Below are 18397 nucleotides of genomic sequence, written 5' to 3'. Positions count from 1 at the left end.
GGACTGCCCCCATCCTCCCGCTCGGAACCGTTCTCCCCAAGGGCACTCCCTGGCCATGGGGGGGTGTGATCGAGGGCCCCGGAATGTTTGGTAATGTTTTCCACGTCGGAACGGCCCGCGAGGGACGCGAGACAGACACCTTGTCCGGGTGGCGGAATGGCAGACGCGCTAGCTTGAGGTGCTAGTGCCCTTTATCGGGCGTGGGGGTTCAAGTCCCCCCTCGGACACAAAAGAAGGACCCCGCTTCGGCGGGGTCCTTTTCGTTGTCCGCGCCGCCCCCCGTCCCGCGGCACGGGCGCGGGGGGCGGTGGCGGGGCCCCGGTGGGGGCCCCGCCGCTTCGCGGGAGGGTCAGTCGCGGGCCGCGGCGAGTTGTGCGACGCGGCCGCGCACCAGGAACCAGCCGCCGACCAGGGCGGCGGCGATGGCCGGGACGAACATGACCGTGGTGCGGCCCACACCGCCGTCGCACCACATCAGGACCAGGACCGTGAGGAGGAAGGCCAGGGTCAGCAGCTGGGTGTACGGGGCCCAGGGCAGGCGGTAGGCGGGACGCTCGACGCGGCCCTGCTTCGCGCGGCGCCAGAAGTGCAGCGAACAGATCATGACCATCGCCCAGGTGCCGAGGATGCCGAGCGAGGCGAAGTTCAGGACGATCTCGAAGGCCTCCTCCTCCATGAAGTAGTTCAGGCCGACGCCCGCGACGCCGAAGGCGGCGGTGAACAGGACCCCGCCGTAGGGGACCTTGCCCTTGTTCATGAGGCCGGTGAACTTGGGGGCGGAGCCGGACAGGGCCATGGAGCGCAGGATGCGGCCGGTGGAGTAGAGGCCGGAATTCAGGCTGGAGAGGGCCGCGGTCAGCACGACCAGGTTCATGACGCCCGCGGCGCCGGGGACGCCGAGCTTGTCGAAGACGGTCACGAAGGGGCTCTGGTCGGACGAGTAGGCCGTGTACGGGAGCAGCAGGGCGAGCAGCACCACGGAGCCGACGTAGAAGAGGCCCACGCGCCACATGATCGAGTTGATCGCCTTCGGCATGATCTTCTCGGGGTTCTCGGTCTCGCCGGCGGCGACGCCGCACAGTTCGACGGAGGCGTACGCGAAGACCACGCCCTGGATCACCAGGAGCATCGGGAGGACGCCGGAGGGGAAGATGCCGCCGTTGTCGGTGATGGTGGCCAGGCCCGGGGTGTGGCCGCCGATCTCGTGGCTGGTGGCCACGAGCCAGATGCCGACGATCAGGAAGATGACCAGGGCGGCGACCTTGACCAGGGAGAACCAGAACTCCATCTCGCCGAAGTACTTCACCGAGATCAGGTTCGCGGTGAGGACGACGGCGAGGGCGATGAAGGCCAGGACCCACTGGGGGACGTCGGTGAACAGCGACCAGAAGTGGGCGTATGTCGCCGCGGCGGTGATGTCGGCCACCGTGGTCGTGGACCAGTTGAGGAAGTAGAGCCAGCCCGCCGTGTAGGCGCCCTTCTCGCCCATGAACTCGCGCGCGTACGAGACGAAGGCGCCGGAGGAGGGGCGGTAGAGCACGAGCTCGCCGAGGGCCCGGACGACGAAGAAGGCGAAGACGCCGCAGACCGCGTAGGCGATCGCCAGGGAGGGCCCGGCTCCGGCGAGGCGGCCGCCGGCGCCGAGGAACAGGCCGGTGCCTATCGCCCCGCCGATGGCGATCATGTTGATGTGCCGGGACTTGAGGTCCTTGCTGTAGCCCTCGTCGCCGGCGTCGACGTGGCGGGAAGACGCCGGGGCGGGGGCCTCGGTCAAGGTGCTGTCACTCATGGATGACTTCGCCTTCGTGGGGGTCGGACAGGCATGCCCGGACCGCCGCGCAGGGGAGCTGGGTGGTGTCCCCTGTGCAGTGGTTCGGTCGTTTTGATCGCCCCAGGAGACCATGGGGGTCCGTCCGCCGCCAAAATCAGCCCAGCGCATCGAAGCCCCCGACGACCTTGGAAAGGGGTGTCGGGGGCTTCGTAAGGGCTGGAAAGCCAGGTCCCGGGGTCAGTCTCTGGTGGTGGCCTCTGCTGCCTGGTCGAGGCGGAAGGCCTCGTTGCCCAGGCCGATGCGGGCGTGCGCCTCGGGGCGGCTGCGGCGCAGGAAGGCCCCGTAGAGCAGGCCGGTGACGACGGCGGCGCCGATGATGCCCGGCAGGACCCAGCTGAGGGCGGAGCCCTCCGCGGCGCCGACCAGGACGCCGAAGTCCTTGACGGTGTAGACGGCGATGGCGAGCAGCGCGAGCCCTGCGGCGCCGGCCGCGACGAGCCGCCAGACCTGGGCGCCGGCGGTGCCGCGGCGGACGAAGAAGGCGATGACCGCGAAGGAGGCGGCGGCCATGAGAAGGGTCACGCCGAGAGCGCCGACGCTGCCCATCCAGGTGAACAGGTGGAGCACGGGGGCGGTGGGGTCGCCGGCGGGCTTGTCGTCGGTGACGGCGAAGGCGATCACGACGAGGGTGGCGATGCCGGTCTGCAGGAGCGAGCCGGTGGCGGGGGCGCCGGTGCCGGCGCTGGTCCGGCCGAAGGCGGCCGGGAGCAGGCCCTCGCGGCCCATCGCGAAGGCGTAGCGGGCGACCACGTTGTGGAAGCTGAGCATGGCCGCGAACATGCCGGTCACGAAGAGGACGTGCAGGACGTCGGTGAAGGTGGCGCCGAGGCGGGACTCGGTGAGCTGGAAGAGCAGGCCGGGGCCGGCTTCCGCGGAGGTCCTGACGACCTCGGCGGGGCCGGTGGCGACGGTCAGGGCCCAGGCGCTCAGGGCGAAGAAGAGCGCGACGAAGCCGACGGCGAGGAACATCACCCGGGAGACGACGATGTGCGGCTTGCTGGTCTCCTCGGCGTACACCGGTGACTGCTCGAAGCCGACGAAGGCGGCGATGCAGAAGCACAGGGCGGTGCCGAGGCCGGGCCCGCTGAGGGTCTCCGGGTTGAAGGCGTGCAGCGAGAGGCCTTGGGCTCCGGGCTTGCCGAGGGCGGCGAGGTCGAAGACGACGACGAGGGCGCACTCGATGAGGAGCAGGACGCCGAGCACCTTGGCGTTGAGGTCGATCTTCAGCCAGCCGAGGGCGCCGGTGGCGGCGACGGCGAGCAGGGCCGGGATCCACCAGGCGAGTTCGATCTCGAGGTAGGTGGCGAAGAGGCCGGATATCTCGAAGCCGAGGATGCCGTAGACGCCGACCTGCATGGCGCTGTAGGCGACCAGTGCGACGAGGGAGGCGCCGGCGCCCGCGGTGGGGCCCAGTCCGCGGGCGATGTAGGCGTAGAAGGCGCCGGCGTTGTGGACGTGCCGGCTCATTTCGGCGTAGCCGATGCTGAAGAGGGCGAGGACGATGCCGAGGATCACGAAGAGCAGCGGCTGGCCCACGATGCCCATGACGCCGAAGGTGGTGGGCATCACACCGGCGACCACCATCAGGGGCGCGCTGGCGGCGAGTACGGAGAGCAGCAGGCCGGCGGTGCCGAGGCGGTCGGCGCGCAGGGCCCGGTCCTGGCCCTTGTACGTGCGGATCTCGGCGGGGTCCTGGAGCGTGGTGGATCTGCCCGTCGGCATGGCGGGTCCGTCCTTTCGGGGGGATCGGGGGTGGTCCTGGTCCCGGGGGGCCGGGTCTGGCCGGTCGGGGTCAGGCGGTGCCGAGCGCGGCGCGGCGCGCGGCGAGGAAGGCCTTGTGCGGGTCGAGGTCCGGGTAGGACCACGGGGCGGGGGTGGCATGGCTGCCGATGCGGTGGAACAGGGCGGCGGCCTCGGCGGGGCGGCCCTCGCAGAGCTTGGCGTGGGCGAGGAAGTTGAGGTCGACGCGGTTGCGGGGGTGGTCCTCGCGCTCCCACTCCAGCCACCAGTCGAAGGCGGAACGCAGCACCTGGCGGGCGCGCCGGCCGGACCAGTGCTGGGCGGCGTTGCCGAAGGTGTGCCCGTGCGTGGCGGCGAGCACCCGGTAGCGCTCGGCGTGGGCGATGACGGGGAGCACCGCGAGGGGGGAGTCGGCCGGGGACTCCTCGGCGGCCCAGGCGGCGAAGTCGTAGACCTCGTGGAGCGGGTCGTGGCCGGCGGCGGGGGTGCGCTCGGCCAGCCTGGCGACCATCAGGTGGTGGGCGTGGTGGTGCTCGCGGTGGCGGGCGCGGACCTGGTCGAAGTGGCGGCTGAACTCCTCCTCGGTGCCGAAGGCGCGGGAGAGCAGGAGCAGGCCGAGCCAGGGGGTGGGGTCGGCGGGGAGCAGGGCGGCGGCCCGGCGGCAGGCCTCCTCGGCCGCCGCGGGGGTGCCCTTGCGGCGCAGGGCGGTGAAGACGGCGGCGCAGGCGAGGAGGGTGGCGGCGTCGGCGCTCTCGGGTTCGGCGAGCAGCCATTCGCGGGCCCAGGCGGTGGCCGCCGGGGTTTCGGCGAGGACGACGATGCGGTGGCCGCGGCGGTCCCAGTCGTCGCCGGTGCCGACGAGCAGGGAGCGGGCCTTGCTCCAGCGACCCTGGGTGAACTGGGCGCGCACGTCGACGAGTTCGGCGTCGCAGAGGGCGGGATCGAAGAGCTGGGCGTCCCGCTTGCGGGCGCGGCCGAGGGGCGGCGGAGGCGGGGACATCCGCGGGTTTCCCTCCAGGGCGCGGGCGGACGAGGGGTGCTGGTGAGCGGTGGCCGGAAAACGTGCATGATGCACGTGGGTGGTCCGGCCGCGTGGTGTGCGGATCGTGCCGGTGAGCGAACCGGTGATCACTGACAGCAAAGCGGTACGCACAGCTCCGAGTCAAGGTCCAGTCCACTGCGTGGCGGGTTTCAACTGCTGTGGGGGTGGTGCGCGTTGGGGTGGTTGTGCCGGTTCGGGGCGGACTGGGCCGCGATCCCCTAGGCTCGGCCCATGACCACCTGTGACGATCTTCCCCCGTACCTGCTGGGCTTCCCGGGGCCGCTGCGCGACAGGCTGGTCGCGGCCGTGCTGAGCGGGGCGAAGACCGCGACGACGGGGCTGCTCGCGGGATACGCGGCGGAGGGCGAGCCGCTGCCCGTGGCGGGGCAGCGGGCGGTGCTGCTGGATTCCGCGGAGCGTCCGGTGGCCGTCCTGGAGGTGACCGGCGTACGGGTGCTGCGGCTGGGCGAGGTGGACCTGGAGCACGCGTCGGCCGAGGGCGAGGGGCACGCGTCCGTGGCCGAATGGCGCTCCTCCCACGAGGCGTTCTGGCACGGTCCCGAACTGCGCGAGCTGCTCGGCGATCCGGGGTTCACGGTGGACGACGACACTCCGGTGGTGGCGGAGCGGTTCCGGATCGTCGAGCAACTGGGCTGAGGCCCGGGCGGGGCCTTTCGGCGTACGCGGCCCGGGGACGGGCACGGCGGCGTACGGGCACGGCGGCGTACGGGCCCGGCGCCGGGCCGGGCCCGGTGGGTACGGGTCCGCGTACGGGTCCGGGTACGGGTACGGGTACGGGTACGGGCTCGAGGTCAGCCGACCGCCTTCGCCGCCGCCCGGCCCGCCGCCCGGCCCGAGAAGAGGCAGCCGCCCAGGAAGGTGCCCTCCAGCGCCCGGTAGCCGTGGACCCCGCCGCCGCCGAAGCCGGCCGCCTCGCCCGCCGCGTAGACGCCGGGCAGCGGCTCGCCGTCGGCCGTCAGGACCCGCGAGGAGAGGTCGGTCTCCAGGCCGCCCAGGGACTTGCGGGTCAGGATCGACAGCCGTACGGCGATCAGCGGCCCGGCCCCGGGGTCCAGGATCCGGTGCGGTGCGGCCGTGCGGATCAGCTTGTCGCCGAGGTACTTGCGGGCCCCGTGAATGGCCGTCACCTGGAGGTCCTTGCTGAACGGGTTGGCGATCTCCCGGTCCCGGGCGGTGATCACGCGGCGCAGTTCGGCCTCGTCGATCAGTTCCTCCTTGGTGACGGCGTTCATCCCGCGCACCAGGGCGGACAGGTCCCGCTCGACGACGAAGTCGGCGCCGTTGTCCATGAAGGCCCTGACCGGACCGGGGACGGCCTGCCGGGCACGGTTGATGACGTCGCGGACCGACTTGCCGGTGAGGTCCGGGTTCTGCTCGGAGCCGGAGAGGGCGAACTCCTTGCCGATGATGCGCTGGTTGAGGACGAACCAGGTGTGCCCGTGGCCGGTCTTCATGATGTGGTCGAGGGTGCCGAGGGTGTCGAAGCCCGGGAAGAGCGGCACGGGCAGCCGCCGGCCCGTGGCGTCCAGCCACAGCGAGGAGGGGCCGGGCAGGATGCGGATGCCGTGCCGGGACCAGATGGGGTCCCAGTTCTCGATGCCCTCGGTGTAGTGCCACATGCGGTCCTTGTTGATGTGGCTGGCGCCCGCCCCCTCGGCGATCCCGAGCATCAGGCCGTCCACGTGCGCGGGGACCCCGGAGAGCATCCGCTCGGGCGGGGTGCCGAGCCGCGCGGGCCACTGCTCCCGTACGAGGTCGTGGTTGCCGCCGATGCCACCGCTGGTCACGATCACGGCCTGGGCCCGCAGGGAGAACGCCCCGGTGGTCCCGCGGCTGCTCGCGGCGCCCCGTACGGCGTCGGAGGGCTCGAGGATCTCGCCGGTCACGGTGTCGACCGCGCCCGCGGTGCGGGAGAGCCCGGTCACCCGGTGGCGGAACCTGAGCTGGACCAGGCCGCGGGCCACGCCGGCCCGGACCCGCCGCTCGAAGGGTGCGACCAGGCCGGGGCCGGTGCCCCAGGTGATGTGGAAGCGGGGGACGGAGTTGCCGTGGCCCTCCGCGTCGTAGCCGCCGCGCTCGGCCCAGCCCACCACCGGGAAGAAGCGGACGCCCTGCGCGTGCAGCCAGGGGCGCTTCTCGCCCGCGGCGAAGTCGACGTAGGCCTCGGCCCAGCGGCGCGGCCAGTCGTCCTCCGCGCGGTCGAACCCGGCGGTGCCGAGCCAGTCCTGGAGGGCGAGCTCCCGGTCGTCCTTGATCCGCATCCGGCGCTGCTCGGGCGAGTCCACCAGGAACAGGCCGCCGAAGGACCAGTGGGCCTGGCCGCCGATGGACTGCTCGGGCTCCTGGTCGAGCAGGATCACCTTGCGGCCCGCGTCGACGAGCTCGGCGGTGGCCGCGAGACCGGACAGCCCGGCCCCGATCACGATCACGTCAGCGTCGTACGTCATGCGTATACCCGTCCTCCGTCGGTGGTGGGGCAGATCCTTGGCTACGGAGCGGTAACCAGTCAACAACGGTGGTTGGATGGACCGTGTGAGTGCCGCTGACGAAGTGCTGGACGTGGTGGACCGCGACGACCGGGTCCTCGGGCAGGCCCGGCGGGGCGAGGTGTACGCGCGGGGCCTGCTCCACCGCTGCGTGTTCGTGCAGGCCAGGGATGCGCAGGGGCGGATCTTCGTGCACCGGCGCACGGCGTCGAAGCTGGTGTTCCCCTCGTACTACGACATGTTCGTGGGCGGGGTGCTCGGCGCCGGGGAGGACTACGCGTCGGCCGCGCTGCGCGAGGCCGAGGAGGAGCTCGGGGTCACCGGGCTGCCGCAGCCGGTGCCGCTGTTCAAGTTCCTGTACGAGGGCCCGGGCGGGGCCTGGTGGTCCTTCGTGCACGAGGTGCGCTGCGCGCTGCCGGTGGCTCCTCAGGAGTCGGAGGTGGACTGGCACGCCTTCCTCGCGCCGCAGGAGCTGGACCGGCGCGTCGCCGACGGGCAGTGGGCGTGGGTGCCGGACGGGCTGGAGGCGTACCGGCGGCTGCGGGAGTTCCGCCGTAGATTGCCCTTGTGATCGACTTCGTCAAAGACGTCCGCCTCTGGTTCGCGCCGCAGGGCCTCCAGGACGAGGGCGAGACCCCCGACTACCGCTTCTCGCTGGCCAACGAGCGGACCTTCCTCGCCTGGATCCGGACCGCGCTGGCCTTGGTGGGCGGCGGTTTCGCCGTCGACCAGTTCCTGCCGGACCTGCGGTGGGGGGTGCGGGTCGGGATGGCCTTCGCGCTGCTCGCGGTGGGGGCCGCGTGCGCGCTGCGCGCGGTGAACCACTGGGTGCGGTGCGAGCGGGCGATGCGGCGGGGCCGGGACCTGCCGCTGTCGCGGTTCCCGGTGGTGCTGAGCCTGGGGGTCGGGCTGGTCGCGGTGGCGATGGTGGTGGTCGTGGCGCTGGGCTGGACGTCGGGCCGGTGAGCCCGTCCCCGGACGGCGAGGCGCGCGACGCGGGACTGCAGCCCGAACGGACCCGGCTCGCGTGGCGGCGTACGACGCTGGCCTCCTCGGTGGTGGCGGTGCTGGCGCTGCGGCAGGCGCTGCGCGGTTCCGGGCGGCCGCTGGAGGTGGCCGGGGCGGCGGTGATCGCGCTGGTCTGGCTGGCGTTCCTGTGGGTGGCGCACCGGCGGATCCGGGCGCTGACGGCGGGGCGGCCGCCGGGGCTCGCACCCGGCGCGGCGCTGGCGGCGGTGGCCTGCACGGTGGCGCTGGCGGTGTTCGCGATGGCCGTGATCATCTGAGCGGGTGACCCGATGATCCGGCTTCCGGGCGGCGCCCGGGCACGGCTCGACGCCCGCCGGACACCACTCGGACACAGTCGGACAGAACGGGCGATCCCGGATGATGCGCACTAGCCTCGGCCCCATGACCACTCAGCACATGGAACACCCCACGCACACCCACACCCACGGCCCCGACTGCGGGCACCGGTCGGTCGTGCACGGCGACCACGTCGACTACGCGCACGACGGGCATCTGCACCGGGAGCACTCCGGGCACTGGGACGAGTGCGAGAGCGCCGGGCACACCGCGCACGACGGCCACAGCCACGTGCACGGCGCGGACTGCGGGCACGAGGCGGTCCCCCACGGGGACCACGTGGACTACGTGCACGACGGGCACCGGCACGCCGAACACGACGGGCACTACGACGACCACTGACGCGGTGGGCCGCTGACCGGAAGTCCACGCAGGAAGACAGGAAGACACCCGCCCTCCCCCGGCGCCGCGACGGCTGGCAGGATGCCGACCGCCCGTCAAAGCCACCCGGGGAGAGCGCAGATGACCGTCGACAAGCCGTACCTCGTCCAGCCCGCACCGGGGGTGTACGCCTACGTCCAGCCGGACGGCGGCTGGTGCCTCAACAACGCCGGCTTCGTCAGCGACGGCGGCCGGACCCTGCTCGTCGACACCGCCGCCACCGAGCGGCGGGCCCTGGCCCTGCGCGAGGCGGTCACGGCCGCCGGCGTGCCGCTCCCCCGCACCGTCGTGAACACCCACCACCACGGCGACCACACCTACGGCAACGGCGTGTTCACGCCCGAGGCGCTGGTCCTGGGGCACGACAACGCGCGGACCGAACAGCTCGCGGCCGGGCACCAGCTGGAGATGATCTGGCCCGGGACCGATTTCGGCGCGATAGAGATCACCGCGCCCGACCTCACCTACAGCGACCGGATGACCCTGCACGTCGGCGGGACCGAGGTGCAGGTCATCCACCCGGGCGTCGCGCACACGACCGGCGACTCGATCGTGTGGCTGCCCCGGCAGGGGGTCGTGTTCACCGGGGACCTAATCTTCGCCGAGGGCACCCCCTTCCTCGCGATGGGCTCCCTGGCCGGCTCGCTGCGGGCGCTGGAGCTGCTGCGCTCCCTGGACGCGCAGACCGTCGTGCCGGGACACGGGCCGCTGACCGACGCCTCGGCCTACGACGCCACCGAGCGCTACCTGCGGTACGTGGCCGAGCTGGCCCGGGAGGGGCGGGAACAGGGGCTGACCCCGCTGGAGACGGCCCGCCGGGCCGATCTCGGCGAGTTCGCGGCCTGGCGGGAGAGCGAACGGCTGGTGGCGAACCTGCACCGGGCGTACGCGGAACTGGCCGGGGAACCGGAGGGCGCCGCGCTGGACATTCTGGCGGTGCTGAAGGACATGACGGTCATGAACGGCGGGACGCCGATCCTCTGCCATGCCTGAGGGCGCCTGTCCGGCCCGATCGATGCGTGGGGGCGGGTGATCCCGCCGCCGTACTCTGGACTACATACCGACTGGTCGGCATGATGTCTGCGAGCGAACACAGTCAGCGTCGCCCCCTACGGAGGTGCCCACCCATGACCCCAGCCCCGGACGATCCCCGAGGCCTCGATCTGGAACGGCTGCGCGGCCATCTCGACAGCGCGCGGCCCGGCCTCGTGGCCGGGGCGCTGAGCGGCCGGCTGATCGAAGGGGGCCGGTCGAACCTCACGTACGAGGTCACCGACGGGTCCGCCCGCTGGGTGGTGCGCCGTCCCCCGCTCGGCCACGTCCTGGACACGGCGCACGACATGCGGCGCGAGCACCGGGTGATCGCCGCCCTGCACGGGACGGCCGTACCGGTCCCCGAGCCCGTGCTGCTGTGCGAGGACGAGTCCGTGCTCGGGGCGCCGTTCTACGTCATGGAGTACGTGGACGGCGTGCCGTACCGCATGGCGGGCCAGCTCGCCGCGCTCGGCCCCGAACGCACCCGGCGGGCGGTGCTCGGGCTGGTGGACACGCTGGTCGACCTGCACGCGGTGGACCCCGAGGCCGTCGGCCTGGGCGACTTCGGCCGGCCCGAGGGCTTCCTGGACCGGCAGCTGCGCCGCTGGGGCAAGCAGCTCGCGGCTTCCCGGGGGCGCGAGCTCGCCGGGATCGAGGAGCTGCACGGCACGCTCGGCCGCACCCTGCCCCGCTCCCCCGCGCCGACCGTGGTGCACGGGGACTTCCGGCTGGACAACGTGCTGATCGGCGGCCCGGACGACACGATCAGGGCGGTGCTGGACTGGGAGATGTCTACGCTGGGCGATCCCCTGACCGACCTCGGGCTGCTGGTGATGTACAGCTCCGACCTGGGCCTGACCGCGTCCGCGGTCAGCACCACCAGCGGGGCTCCGGGGCATCCGGCCCCCGCCGAACTGGTCGAACGCTACGCGGCGCGCTCCGGGCGGGACACCGGCGCGATCGCCTGGTACACGGCGTTCGCCTGGTTCAAGCTCGCGGTGATCCTCGAGGGGATCCACTACCGCTACACGCTCGGGCAGACCGTCGGCGCGGGCTTCGACCGGATCGGCGAGCTGGTCCCGGTCTTCATCGAGCACGGTCTGACCACCCTCCAGGAACTCCACGAAGGCTGAGGCACGCAACCCATGGACTTCGCATTCGACGCCCGGACCGAGGAACTCCGCGAGCGGCTGCTCGCGTTCATGGAGGAGTACGTCTACCCGGCGGAGCCCGTCGCCGCCGAGCAGCGCGCACGGCTGGCCTCGCCCTGGGACACCCCGGCCGTCTTCGGTGAACTGAAGGCCGAGGCACGCCGCCAGGGCCTGTGGAACCTCTTCCTGCCCGACACCGGGTACGGGGCGGGGCTGACCAACCTCCAGTACGCCCCGCTCGCCGAGATCACCGGCCGCAGCCCGCACCTGGCCCCGATGGCGACCAACTGCGCGGCCCCGGACACCGGGAACATGGAGCTGCTCGCGCAGTTCGGTGCGGAGGAGCACAAGAAGCAGTGGCTGGAGCCCCTGCTGGCCGGGGAGATCCGCTCCGCGTTCGCGATGACCGAGCCGGATGTGGCGTCCTCGGACGCGACCAACGTCGAGACGCGGATCGAGCGGTCGGGTGACGAGTACGTCGTCACCGGGCGCAAGTGGTTCATCTCCGGGGCGATGAACCCGGACTGCAAGATCTTCATCGTGATGGGCAAGACCGACCCGCAGGGCCCCGATCCGCGGCGCCAGCAGTCGATGATCCTGGTACCGCGCGACACCCCGGGCGTCGAGGTCCGCCGTGCCATGACGGTGTACGGGTACGAGGACCACGACCACGGCGGGCACGCCGAGGTGGTCTTCGACGGGGCCCGGGTCCCGGCGGCGAACCTCATCGGCGAGGAGGGCACCGGCTTCGCCATCGCCCAGGCGCGGCTCGGACCGGGCCGCATCCACCACTGCATGCGGCTGATCGGCATGGCGGAGCGGGCCATCGAGCTGATGTGCCGGCGCGCCGTGGACCGTACGGCCTTCGGCAAGCCGCTGGCCGCGCAGGGGGTCGTACAGAACTGGATCGCGGACGCCCGGGTGACGGTGGAGCAGTTGCGGCTGCTGGTGCTGAAGACGGCCTGGCTGATGGACACGGTCGGGAACCGGGGCGCGCACACCGAGATCCAGGCCATCAAGATCGCGACCCCGCGGGCGGTGGTGCGGATCCTGGACGACGCGGTGCAGCTGCACGGCGCGGGCGGGGTGAGCCAAGACTTCCCGCTCGCCGAGCTGTGGGCGGCGGCGCGCACGCTGCGGCTGGCGGACGGGCCGGACGAGGTCCACCAGCGCTCGCTGGCCCGGCGCGAGCTGAAGCGGTACATGTAGCGCCGGGCGGAGCGCGGAGGGCTTGGGGTCCGGGGCGGGCGGGCCCGGCTCCCCTTCGGGACACGCCCTTCGTCTCCTCCGTCCGCCCTGGTCAGCGTGGGGACCTGGGGCCGCACGGCCCTCCCGCTGGGCCGGGCTCAGGGGCGCAGTGCGCGCAGCAGCAGGTCGGCGAGGTGATCGGCGACCTGCTGCGGCGTGAGCGGCCCGTCCGCGCGGTACCAGGTCGACAGGTGGTGCACGGACCCGAAGTGGTAGTCCACCACCAGGTCGGCGGGGGTGGCGTCGGAGAACACGCCGGTGCGCTGGCCCTCCTCGATCAGCGCCCGGAAGCGCTCGTGGTAGCGCCGTCGCTCCGCCCGGACCTGCTTGAACTTCTCCGGGCTGAGCTGGTGCATCGACCGGAAGAAGATCATCGCATCGTCGAGGTTCTCGATCGTGGTGACCACCACGTCGGCGGCGGCCGCCCGCAGCCGGTCCTCGACCGGTGCGTCGGATCCGGCCACCGCGTCGAGCCGCTGCTGCTGGCGGCGCAGCATCCGCGCGTACACCTCGTGCAGCAGGTCGTCCTTGGACCCGAAGTAGTGGTAGAGCGCCCCCTTGGTGACCCCGGCCGCCTCGACGATCTCCTGCACGGAGGTGCGGTCATAGCCGCGCTCGGCGAACAACCGGGTCGCGACGGCCAGCAGCCGCTGCGGTACCGGGGCCTCGTGCGCGCCTTCGGGTTCCGTGGTCCTGGCAGCCATGGCGCCGACCTTCCCTTCCGATTCCAGCTGTACGACCATCCGACTGTTTTCAGCCGCGGTCGCGCAGTTCCCGTCGCAGGATCTTGCCACTGGTGGTCTTCGGCAGGACAGGCAGGATCTCCACCTGGCGGGGGTACTTGTAGGCGGCGATGCGTTCGGCGCAGTAGGCGGACAGTTCGGCCGGCTCGGCGCGGGCGCCGGGACGCAGGCTGACGTACGCCTTCACGCTCTCTCCGCGGTAGGGGTGGGGGACGCCGACCACGGCCGCCTCGCGGACCGCGGGGTGGGTGTAGAGCACGTCCTCGACCTCGCGCGGCCAGACCTTGAAACCGGAGGCGTTGATCATGTCCTTCTTGCGGTCGACGACGTACAGCCAGCCGTCCGCGTCCATGAAACCGACGTCCCCGGTGCGCAGTTCGCCGCCCGGAAAGGCCTTGGCCGTGTCCGCCGGCAGGCCCCAGTAGCCGGGTACGACCTGCGGGCCGCGGACGGCTATCTCGCCGGTCTCGCCGAAGGGCACCTCGGCGCCGTGCTCGTCGAGGATCCGTACGACGGTGTCGGCGCCCGGCAGTCCGACGGAGAGGGTGCCGGAGGCCGGGTCGACGGGGGCTTCGAGGTGCGGGGGAACGCTGGCGCAGGGGGCGGTGCACTCGGTGAGGCCGTAGCCGTTGCGCAGGTAGAAGCCGAAGGCGCCGCGCAGCCGTTCGACGAGCGCGGGCGGCAGCGGGGCTCCGCCGGAGGAGATCACCCGGAACGAGGAGAAGTGGTCCCGGGTGACTTCGGGGTGGGCGGCCAGGGCCATGAAGGCGGTGGCCGGGCCGACGGTGTAGGCGGGGCGGTGCTCCAGGAAGGCGTCGAGCACGACCGCGGCGTCGAAGCGGTGGGCGAGGACGAGGGTGCCGGCGTTGGCGAAGCAGGCGGCGAGCTCGCAGACCATGCCCGTGATGTGGAACAGGGGCGCGAGGGCGAAGTAGGTGGCGCCCTCGGGGAGGGGGTGGGCGGTGACCTGGCGGACGGCGTTGTACGTGAGGGCGCCGTGCGGGTTCATGGCGCCCTTGGGGGTGCCGCTGGTCCCCGAGGTGTAGCTGATCAGGGCGGTGTCGTCGGCGGCGAGGAGCGGGTCGTCCGGGGCGGGGTGGCCCTGGCGTGCGACGGTGGCGAGGTCGGCGACGTCGGGACCGCCGGCGCTGTCGGGACCGCCGGCGCTGTCGGGGCCGCCGGTCGTGTCCGGGGCTCCGGACGCTCGACGGCCGTCCGCCGGGGCCAGGACCCGCGGGTCGTTGCGGCTCTGGAAGTCCAGGTCGCAGGCGGTCAGGACGGTCCGTACGGCGGTGCCCGCGACGGTCTCGCGGAGGTACGCCGACCACGCGCGGCCGTCGCAGACCAGCGCGGCGGCGCCGGAGTCGCGCAGGACGTGCCCGACTTCGCCCGCCTTGTACATGGGGTTGAGCGGGACGACGACGGCCCCGGCCTTCCAGGCGGCGAGCACGGCCAGCACGAAGTGCGGCGTGTTCTGCAGCATGACGGCGACCCGGTCACCCCGGCGGACGCCGCGCGCCGCGAGGTGGCCGGCGACCGAGTCGGACAGGGCGTCGGCCTCGGCGTAGCCGGTGCGGCCGTCGAAGTAGGCGAGCGCGGTCCGCTCGGGGGCACGGGCCACGGCCTCGCGGAAGGCGTGCAGCACGGTCGGCGGCGGGGTGACGGGCGCCCGCTGGGCCGGGCTGAGCAGGGCGAGCCAGGGCCGGGCGGCGTACGGGGAGCTCACGGGGTCTCCCATGTCCGCTGGAGGTGGTTCATGCCGCTCAGCCAGCGGTCCGGGTCGGTGGCGCGGGCGGCGTAGAAGTCCGCGACCTCGGGGTGCGGGAGGATCAAGAACCGGCCCTTCTCCATGCCGTCGAACAGTGCGTCAGCGACCGCTTCCGGCTCGATCGCGGTCGGTGCGAGGACGAGCTCGCCCGCCGATCCCGCGGCCGTCAGCATGTCGGTGCGCACCCCCTGCGGGCAGATGGCGTGGACCTCGACACCGCGGTGGCGGTAGGTCAGCGAGAGCCATTCGGCGAAGGCGAGCGCACCGTGCTTGGTGACACTGTACGGCGCGGCCCCGATCATGGTCAGCAGTCCGGCGGCGGAGACCGTGGACACGAAGCGGCCGCTCCCGCGCTCCAGCCAGTCCGGAAGGAGGAGCCGGGCCGCGCGGACGTGGGCCATGACGTTGGTGTCCCAGGCCGCCTCCCAGACGGCCTCGTCGGCGAACGCGTCGCCCCCGGAGGCCAGTCCGGCATTGGCGCAGTAGACGTCGATCCCGCCGCCGAGGGCGTCCCGGGCCTCGGCCACGATCGCCGACGCGTCGCCGGCGAGGGGGATCGCGCGGACGCCGATCGCGCCCGCCACCGCGGCGGCCTTGGCCGGGTCGAGGTCGTTGACGACCACCGTGGCCCCCTCCGCGGCGAAGCGGTGGGCGAGGGCGGCCCCGATCCCGCCGCCCGCTCCGGTGACGACGACTCGCTGGTCCTGGTACGCGTACGCGCTCACGGGGATCACCTTTCGGGGACGGACGGCGTGCGGATCGCGAGCAGACTAACCAGTCGGTATGTCGGGGCGGAAGGGGGCTGCGCCCTAGCGTGGCGGGATGACTCTGTCGCGACGCGGGGTGCTGGGACTGGCGGGGGCCATCGGGGCGGCGGGGGCCGTGGGTGCGGCCGGGGTCGCCGGGGCCGCGGGGGCCGCCTGGGGTACGGATCCGTCGGCCGGCTCGGATCCGTCGGCCGGCGCTCCACGGGCGGGCCGGGTGCGGACCGGCTTCGAGCGGCTCGCCGCGGACGGCTACGCCGCACTCGCCGGGCAGAAGGTCGGGGTGGTCACCAACCCCACCGGGATCACCGCCGACGCCCGCCACCTGGTCGACGTACTGCACGCGGACGGCCGGGTGGACCTGGTGGCGGTGTTCGGCCCGGAGCACGGGTTCCGCGGGACGGCGCAGGCGGGCGGCTCGGAGGGGCCCTCCCGGGATCCGGCGACCGGGCTGCCGGTGTACGACACGTACGACAAGAGCGGGCAGCGGCTCGCGGACGTGTTCACGGCGGCCGGGATCGACACCGTCGTCTTCGACATCCAGGACGTCGGGGCGCGCTTCTACACCTACATCTGGACGCTCTACGACTGCATGCGCGCGGCCGCCCTCGCCGGCAAGGCGGTGGTGGTGCTGGACCGGCCCAACCCGGTGGGCGGCCGGCGGGCCGCGGGGCCGGTGCTGGAGCGGCCGTACGCGAGCTTCGTGGGACGTGAGCCGATCGCGCTCGCGCACGGGATGACGGCGGCCGAACTGGCGCTGCTCTTCAACGGCGAGTTCCTGTCCCGGCTGCCCGAAAAGCAGGTCGGGCTGCGGACGGTGGCGATGAGCGGCTGGCGGCGGGGGTCCTTCTTCGGTGACACCGGGCTGCCGTGGGTGCCGCCCAGCCCGAACATGCCGACCCCGGACACGGCCCTCGCCTACGCCGGTACCTGCCTGTTCGAGGGGACGAACCTGTCCGAGGGGCGCGGGACGACCACCCCCTTCGAGGTGCTGGGCGCGGAGGGCGTCGACCGGCGGTGGGCGCAGGCGGCGAACGCGCTGGATCTGCCGGGGGTGTGGTTCCGGGAGGCGTACTTCACGCCGTCCTTCTCCAAGCACGCCGGGAAGGTGTGCGGCGGGGTCCGGCTGATCGTGCACGACCGCGAGGCCTTCGATCCGGTACGGGCCGGGATCGGGCTGCTGGTCACGGCCCGGCGCTCGTGGAGCGGCTTCGCCTGGCGGCCCGACCACTGGATCGACAAGCTGACGGGCTCGGACCGGGTGCGCAGGCTGGTGGACGCGGGGGCCGGCGTAGAGGAGATCGCGGGCGACTGGGCGGCGGGGCTGGCCCGGTTCGAGGCGGTGCGTGCGGAGTACCTGCTCTACGGGTGAGCCGGTGGCGTCCGGGGTCTGGCCGGGCGGGCGCGCCCGCAGGATGCTGGATCCACCGGGCGCACGGCGTGGAGGGGGCGGGTCATGACGGACGGCGGAGTCGGGGCCGGGACTGGGGCTGGGGTCGGGGCCGGGCCGGCAGCCGGGGTCGGGCCGTATGCGGAGCTGACCTTCGACTCCGAGGGCGACGTGGACCGGGGGACGCAGGCCGCGGTGGCCCGGATCGATGCCACGGACCTCCTGGTCTTCGCGCACGGCTGGAACAGCGACCGGTCCACGGCGACCCGGCTCTACGACCGGTTCTTCGCCCCCTTCCCGGGACTGGTGGGGCCAGGGGTGCGCTTGGGGTACGTGGGCGTCGTATGGCCCTCGATGCGCTTCTCCGACGAGCCGATACCGGACTTCGAGGGCGCCCTCGCGGAGCCCGGCTTCGGGACGGCGCTGGATCCGGGGACCCGGCGGGCGCTCGCGGGGTTCTGGCCCGGGCGGCAGGCGGAGCTGGGCCGCGTGGCAGAACTGCTGGAGGTGCGGCCGGAGTCGGAGGCCGCGTTCATCGAGTTCGGGGCGCTCGTACGGGAACTCGCGGGCGTGGACGTGGTGGACGGTGCGTCCGCGGCCGGCGTGCCGGCGGCGCGGCCGGTTCCCGCCGTCTTCGCTCTGGACGTCCTCGAGGTGTGCCGGGCCCTGACCGACGCGCTGGTCGAGGCGGGCGCGCCGCCCGGGGGCCGGCCCGAGCAGGGCCTCGCGACGGGCGCGGGGCTGCGCCCGCTGTGGAACGGCGCGAAGGAACTGCTGCGCCAGGCCACGTATTACAAGATGAAGAAGCGGGCGGGCGTCGTCGGTGAGCGCGGCCTCGGCCCGGTCCTCGCGGAGCTGGCGGGCAGGCGGCCGGGCCTGCGGATCCATCTGATCGGGCACAGCTTCGGGGCGCGGCTGGTGTCGTACTCGCTGCGCGCGATCCCGGACGGCTCCCGGTGCGTGGCCTCCCTGACGTTGCTCCAAGGAGCGTTCTCGCACTACGCGTTCGCGGAGCGGCTGCCCCACGACAGGAACCGCGGCGGCGCCCTGGGCGGTCTCCAGCGCAAGGTCGCCGGGCCCGTGGTGGCCTGCCACTCCCCGCACGACACCTCGCTGCGGGTGTTCTACCCGCTGGCCTCCCGGATGGCGGGCGATTCGGCCGGACTGCTGGGCTTCGACGAACGCTGGGGCGCGCTCGGGCACGACGGGGTGCAGGCGGTGCCGGGCGCGCCCCGGCTGACCCTGGACGCGGCCCTGCGCGAGGGGGTGCCCGCGGCGGGTTGCGTGAGTGTGGACGCGGGCTCGGTGGTGCGGCGCGGCGGCGCTCCCTCGGGGGCGCACAGCGACATCTGCCACGAGGAGCTGGCCCGGGTGGTGGTGGCCGCGGGGCGCATGGGGCGCTGACTTCCGGCCATGTGCCACCCGCACGCCT

At 73.2% G+C, this 18397-nt stretch carries 17 protein-coding genes and 1 tRNA gene; 11 read left to right on the top strand and 7 right to left on the bottom strand.

Translation table 11 applies throughout. From position 1 onward, the window contains the following. Nucleotides 1–142 precede the first annotated feature (142 nt). Nucleotides 143–227 (top strand) — tRNA-Leu (locus tag AB0D44_RS25470). Between the two features lie 122 nt (nucleotides 228–349). On the opposite strand, the gene AB0D44_RS25465 is transcribed toward AB0D44_RS25470, so the two are convergent. From AB0D44_RS25465 to AB0D44_RS25455, 3 genes are all read right to left on the bottom strand, one after another. Continuing rightward, a complete protein-coding gene (locus AB0D44_RS25465; protein WP_362595031.1) occupies nucleotides 350–1789 on the bottom strand; it encodes an amino acid permease in 1440 nt (479 codons plus the stop codon). 219 nt (nucleotides 1790–2008) lie between these two features. Beyond that, nucleotides 2009–3553 carry an APC family permease gene (locus tag AB0D44_RS25460; RefSeq protein ID WP_362595029.1) on the bottom strand — a complete coding sequence of 515 codons (1545 nt, stop codon included), beginning with the start codon at nucleotides 3551–3553 and terminating at the stop codon, nucleotides 2009–2011. A 70-nt stretch (nucleotides 3554–3623) separates the two neighbouring features. Beyond that, a complete protein-coding gene (locus tag AB0D44_RS25455) occupies nucleotides 3624–4571 on the bottom strand; it encodes a hypothetical protein (RefSeq protein ID WP_362595027.1) in 948 nt (315 codons plus the stop codon). 273 nt (nucleotides 4572–4844) lie between these two features. Between AB0D44_RS25455 and AB0D44_RS25450 the strand changes: the two genes are divergently transcribed. Continuing rightward, nucleotides 4845–5270 (top strand): ASCH domain-containing protein, encoded by a 426-nt coding sequence (locus AB0D44_RS25450; RefSeq protein WP_362595025.1) that lies wholly within the window; start codon nucleotides 4845–4847, stop codon nucleotides 5268–5270. 155 nt (nucleotides 5271–5425) lie between these two features. Here the strand turns inward: AB0D44_RS25450 and AB0D44_RS25445 are convergent, their stop codons facing one another. Next, nucleotides 5426–7081: an FAD-binding dehydrogenase gene (locus tag AB0D44_RS25445; RefSeq protein WP_362595023.1), complete on the bottom strand. Its 1656-nt coding sequence runs from the start codon at nucleotides 7079–7081 to the stop codon at nucleotides 5426–5428. A gap of 76 nt (nucleotides 7082–7157) precedes the next feature. On the opposite strand from AB0D44_RS25445, the gene AB0D44_RS25440 reads away from it, so the two are divergent. The 7 genes from AB0D44_RS25440 to AB0D44_RS25410 all read left to right on the top strand — a co-directional run bounded on the left by AB0D44_RS25440 (nucleotide 7158) and on the right by AB0D44_RS25410 (nucleotide 12261). Continuing rightward, entirely contained in the window at nucleotides 7158–7691 is a 534-nt protein-coding gene (locus AB0D44_RS25440; protein ID WP_362595021.1) for an NUDIX domain-containing protein, read from the top strand. Beyond that, nucleotides 7688–8086, top strand: a complete 399-nt coding sequence (locus AB0D44_RS25435; RefSeq protein WP_362595019.1) for a DUF202 domain-containing protein — start codon at nucleotides 7688–7690, stop codon at nucleotides 8084–8086. The genes AB0D44_RS25440 and AB0D44_RS25435 overlap by 4 nt, the downstream gene beginning before the upstream one ends. Further along, a complete protein-coding gene (locus tag AB0D44_RS25430) occupies nucleotides 8083–8406 on the top strand; it encodes a DUF202 domain-containing protein (RefSeq protein ID WP_362595017.1) in 324 nt (107 codons plus the stop codon). Before AB0D44_RS25435 ends, AB0D44_RS25430 begins: the two co-directional genes overlap by 4 nt. Nucleotides 8407–8530: 124 nt before the next feature. After that, on the top strand, nucleotides 8531–8827 hold the full coding sequence (locus AB0D44_RS25425; RefSeq protein ID WP_362595015.1) for a hypothetical protein: 297 nt from the start codon (nucleotides 8531–8533) through the stop codon (nucleotides 8825–8827). 120 nt (nucleotides 8828–8947) lie between these two features. Continuing rightward, nucleotides 8948–9859: an MBL fold metallo-hydrolase gene (locus AB0D44_RS25420; protein WP_362595013.1), complete on the top strand. Its 912-nt coding sequence runs from the start codon at nucleotides 8948–8950 to the stop codon at nucleotides 9857–9859. Nucleotides 9860–9993: 134 nt separating this feature from the next. Beyond that, nucleotides 9994–11034 (top strand): phosphotransferase family protein, encoded by a 1041-nt coding sequence (locus AB0D44_RS25415; protein WP_362595011.1) that lies wholly within the window; start codon nucleotides 9994–9996, stop codon nucleotides 11032–11034. 12 nt (nucleotides 11035–11046) lie between these two features. Next, nucleotides 11047–12261 (top strand): acyl-CoA dehydrogenase family protein, encoded by a 1215-nt coding sequence (locus AB0D44_RS25410; protein ID WP_362595009.1) that lies wholly within the window; start codon nucleotides 11047–11049, stop codon nucleotides 12259–12261. A gap of 137 nt (nucleotides 12262–12398) precedes the next feature. On the opposite strand, the gene AB0D44_RS25405 is transcribed toward AB0D44_RS25410, so the two are convergent. The 3 genes from AB0D44_RS25405 to AB0D44_RS25395 are packed head-to-tail and all read right to left on the bottom strand — an operon-like array spanning nucleotide 12399 to nucleotide 15536. After that, nucleotides 12399–13004, bottom strand: coding sequence for a TetR/AcrR family transcriptional regulator (locus AB0D44_RS25405; RefSeq protein ID WP_362595007.1), 606 nt, complete (start codon nucleotides 13002–13004; stop codon nucleotides 12399–12401). Between the two features lie 49 nt (nucleotides 13005–13053). After that, nucleotides 13054–14781, bottom strand: a complete 1728-nt coding sequence (locus tag AB0D44_RS25400) for an AMP-binding protein (protein WP_362595005.1) — start codon at nucleotides 14779–14781, stop codon at nucleotides 13054–13056. Next, nucleotides 14766–15536 carry an SDR family oxidoreductase gene (locus AB0D44_RS25395; RefSeq protein ID WP_362595003.1) on the bottom strand — a complete coding sequence of 257 codons (771 nt, stop codon included), beginning with the start codon at nucleotides 15534–15536 and terminating at the stop codon, nucleotides 14766–14768. The genes AB0D44_RS25400 and AB0D44_RS25395 overlap by 16 nt, the downstream gene beginning before the upstream one ends. Before the next feature lie 97 nt (nucleotides 15537–15633). On the opposite strand from AB0D44_RS25395, the gene AB0D44_RS25390 reads away from it, so the two are divergent. After that, nucleotides 15634–16947 (top strand): DUF1343 domain-containing protein, encoded by a 1314-nt coding sequence (locus tag AB0D44_RS25390; protein WP_362595001.1) that lies wholly within the window; start codon nucleotides 15634–15636, stop codon nucleotides 16945–16947. A gap of 84 nt (nucleotides 16948–17031) precedes the next feature. Beyond that, entirely contained in the window at nucleotides 17032–18369 is a 1338-nt protein-coding gene (locus AB0D44_RS25385; RefSeq protein WP_362594999.1) for a serine-threonine protein kinase, read from the top strand. The last annotated feature ends 28 nt before the right edge of the window (nucleotides 18370–18397 follow it).

The sequence above is a fragment of the Streptomyces sp. NPDC048349 genome (assembly GCF_040651925.1).
Classification (GTDB): Bacteria; Actinomycetota; Actinomycetes; order Streptomycetales; family Streptomycetaceae; genus Streptomyces.
The sequence above is the reverse complement of the archived record's forward strand: the minus strand, read 5'-3'. Positions and strand labels throughout refer to the sequence as shown.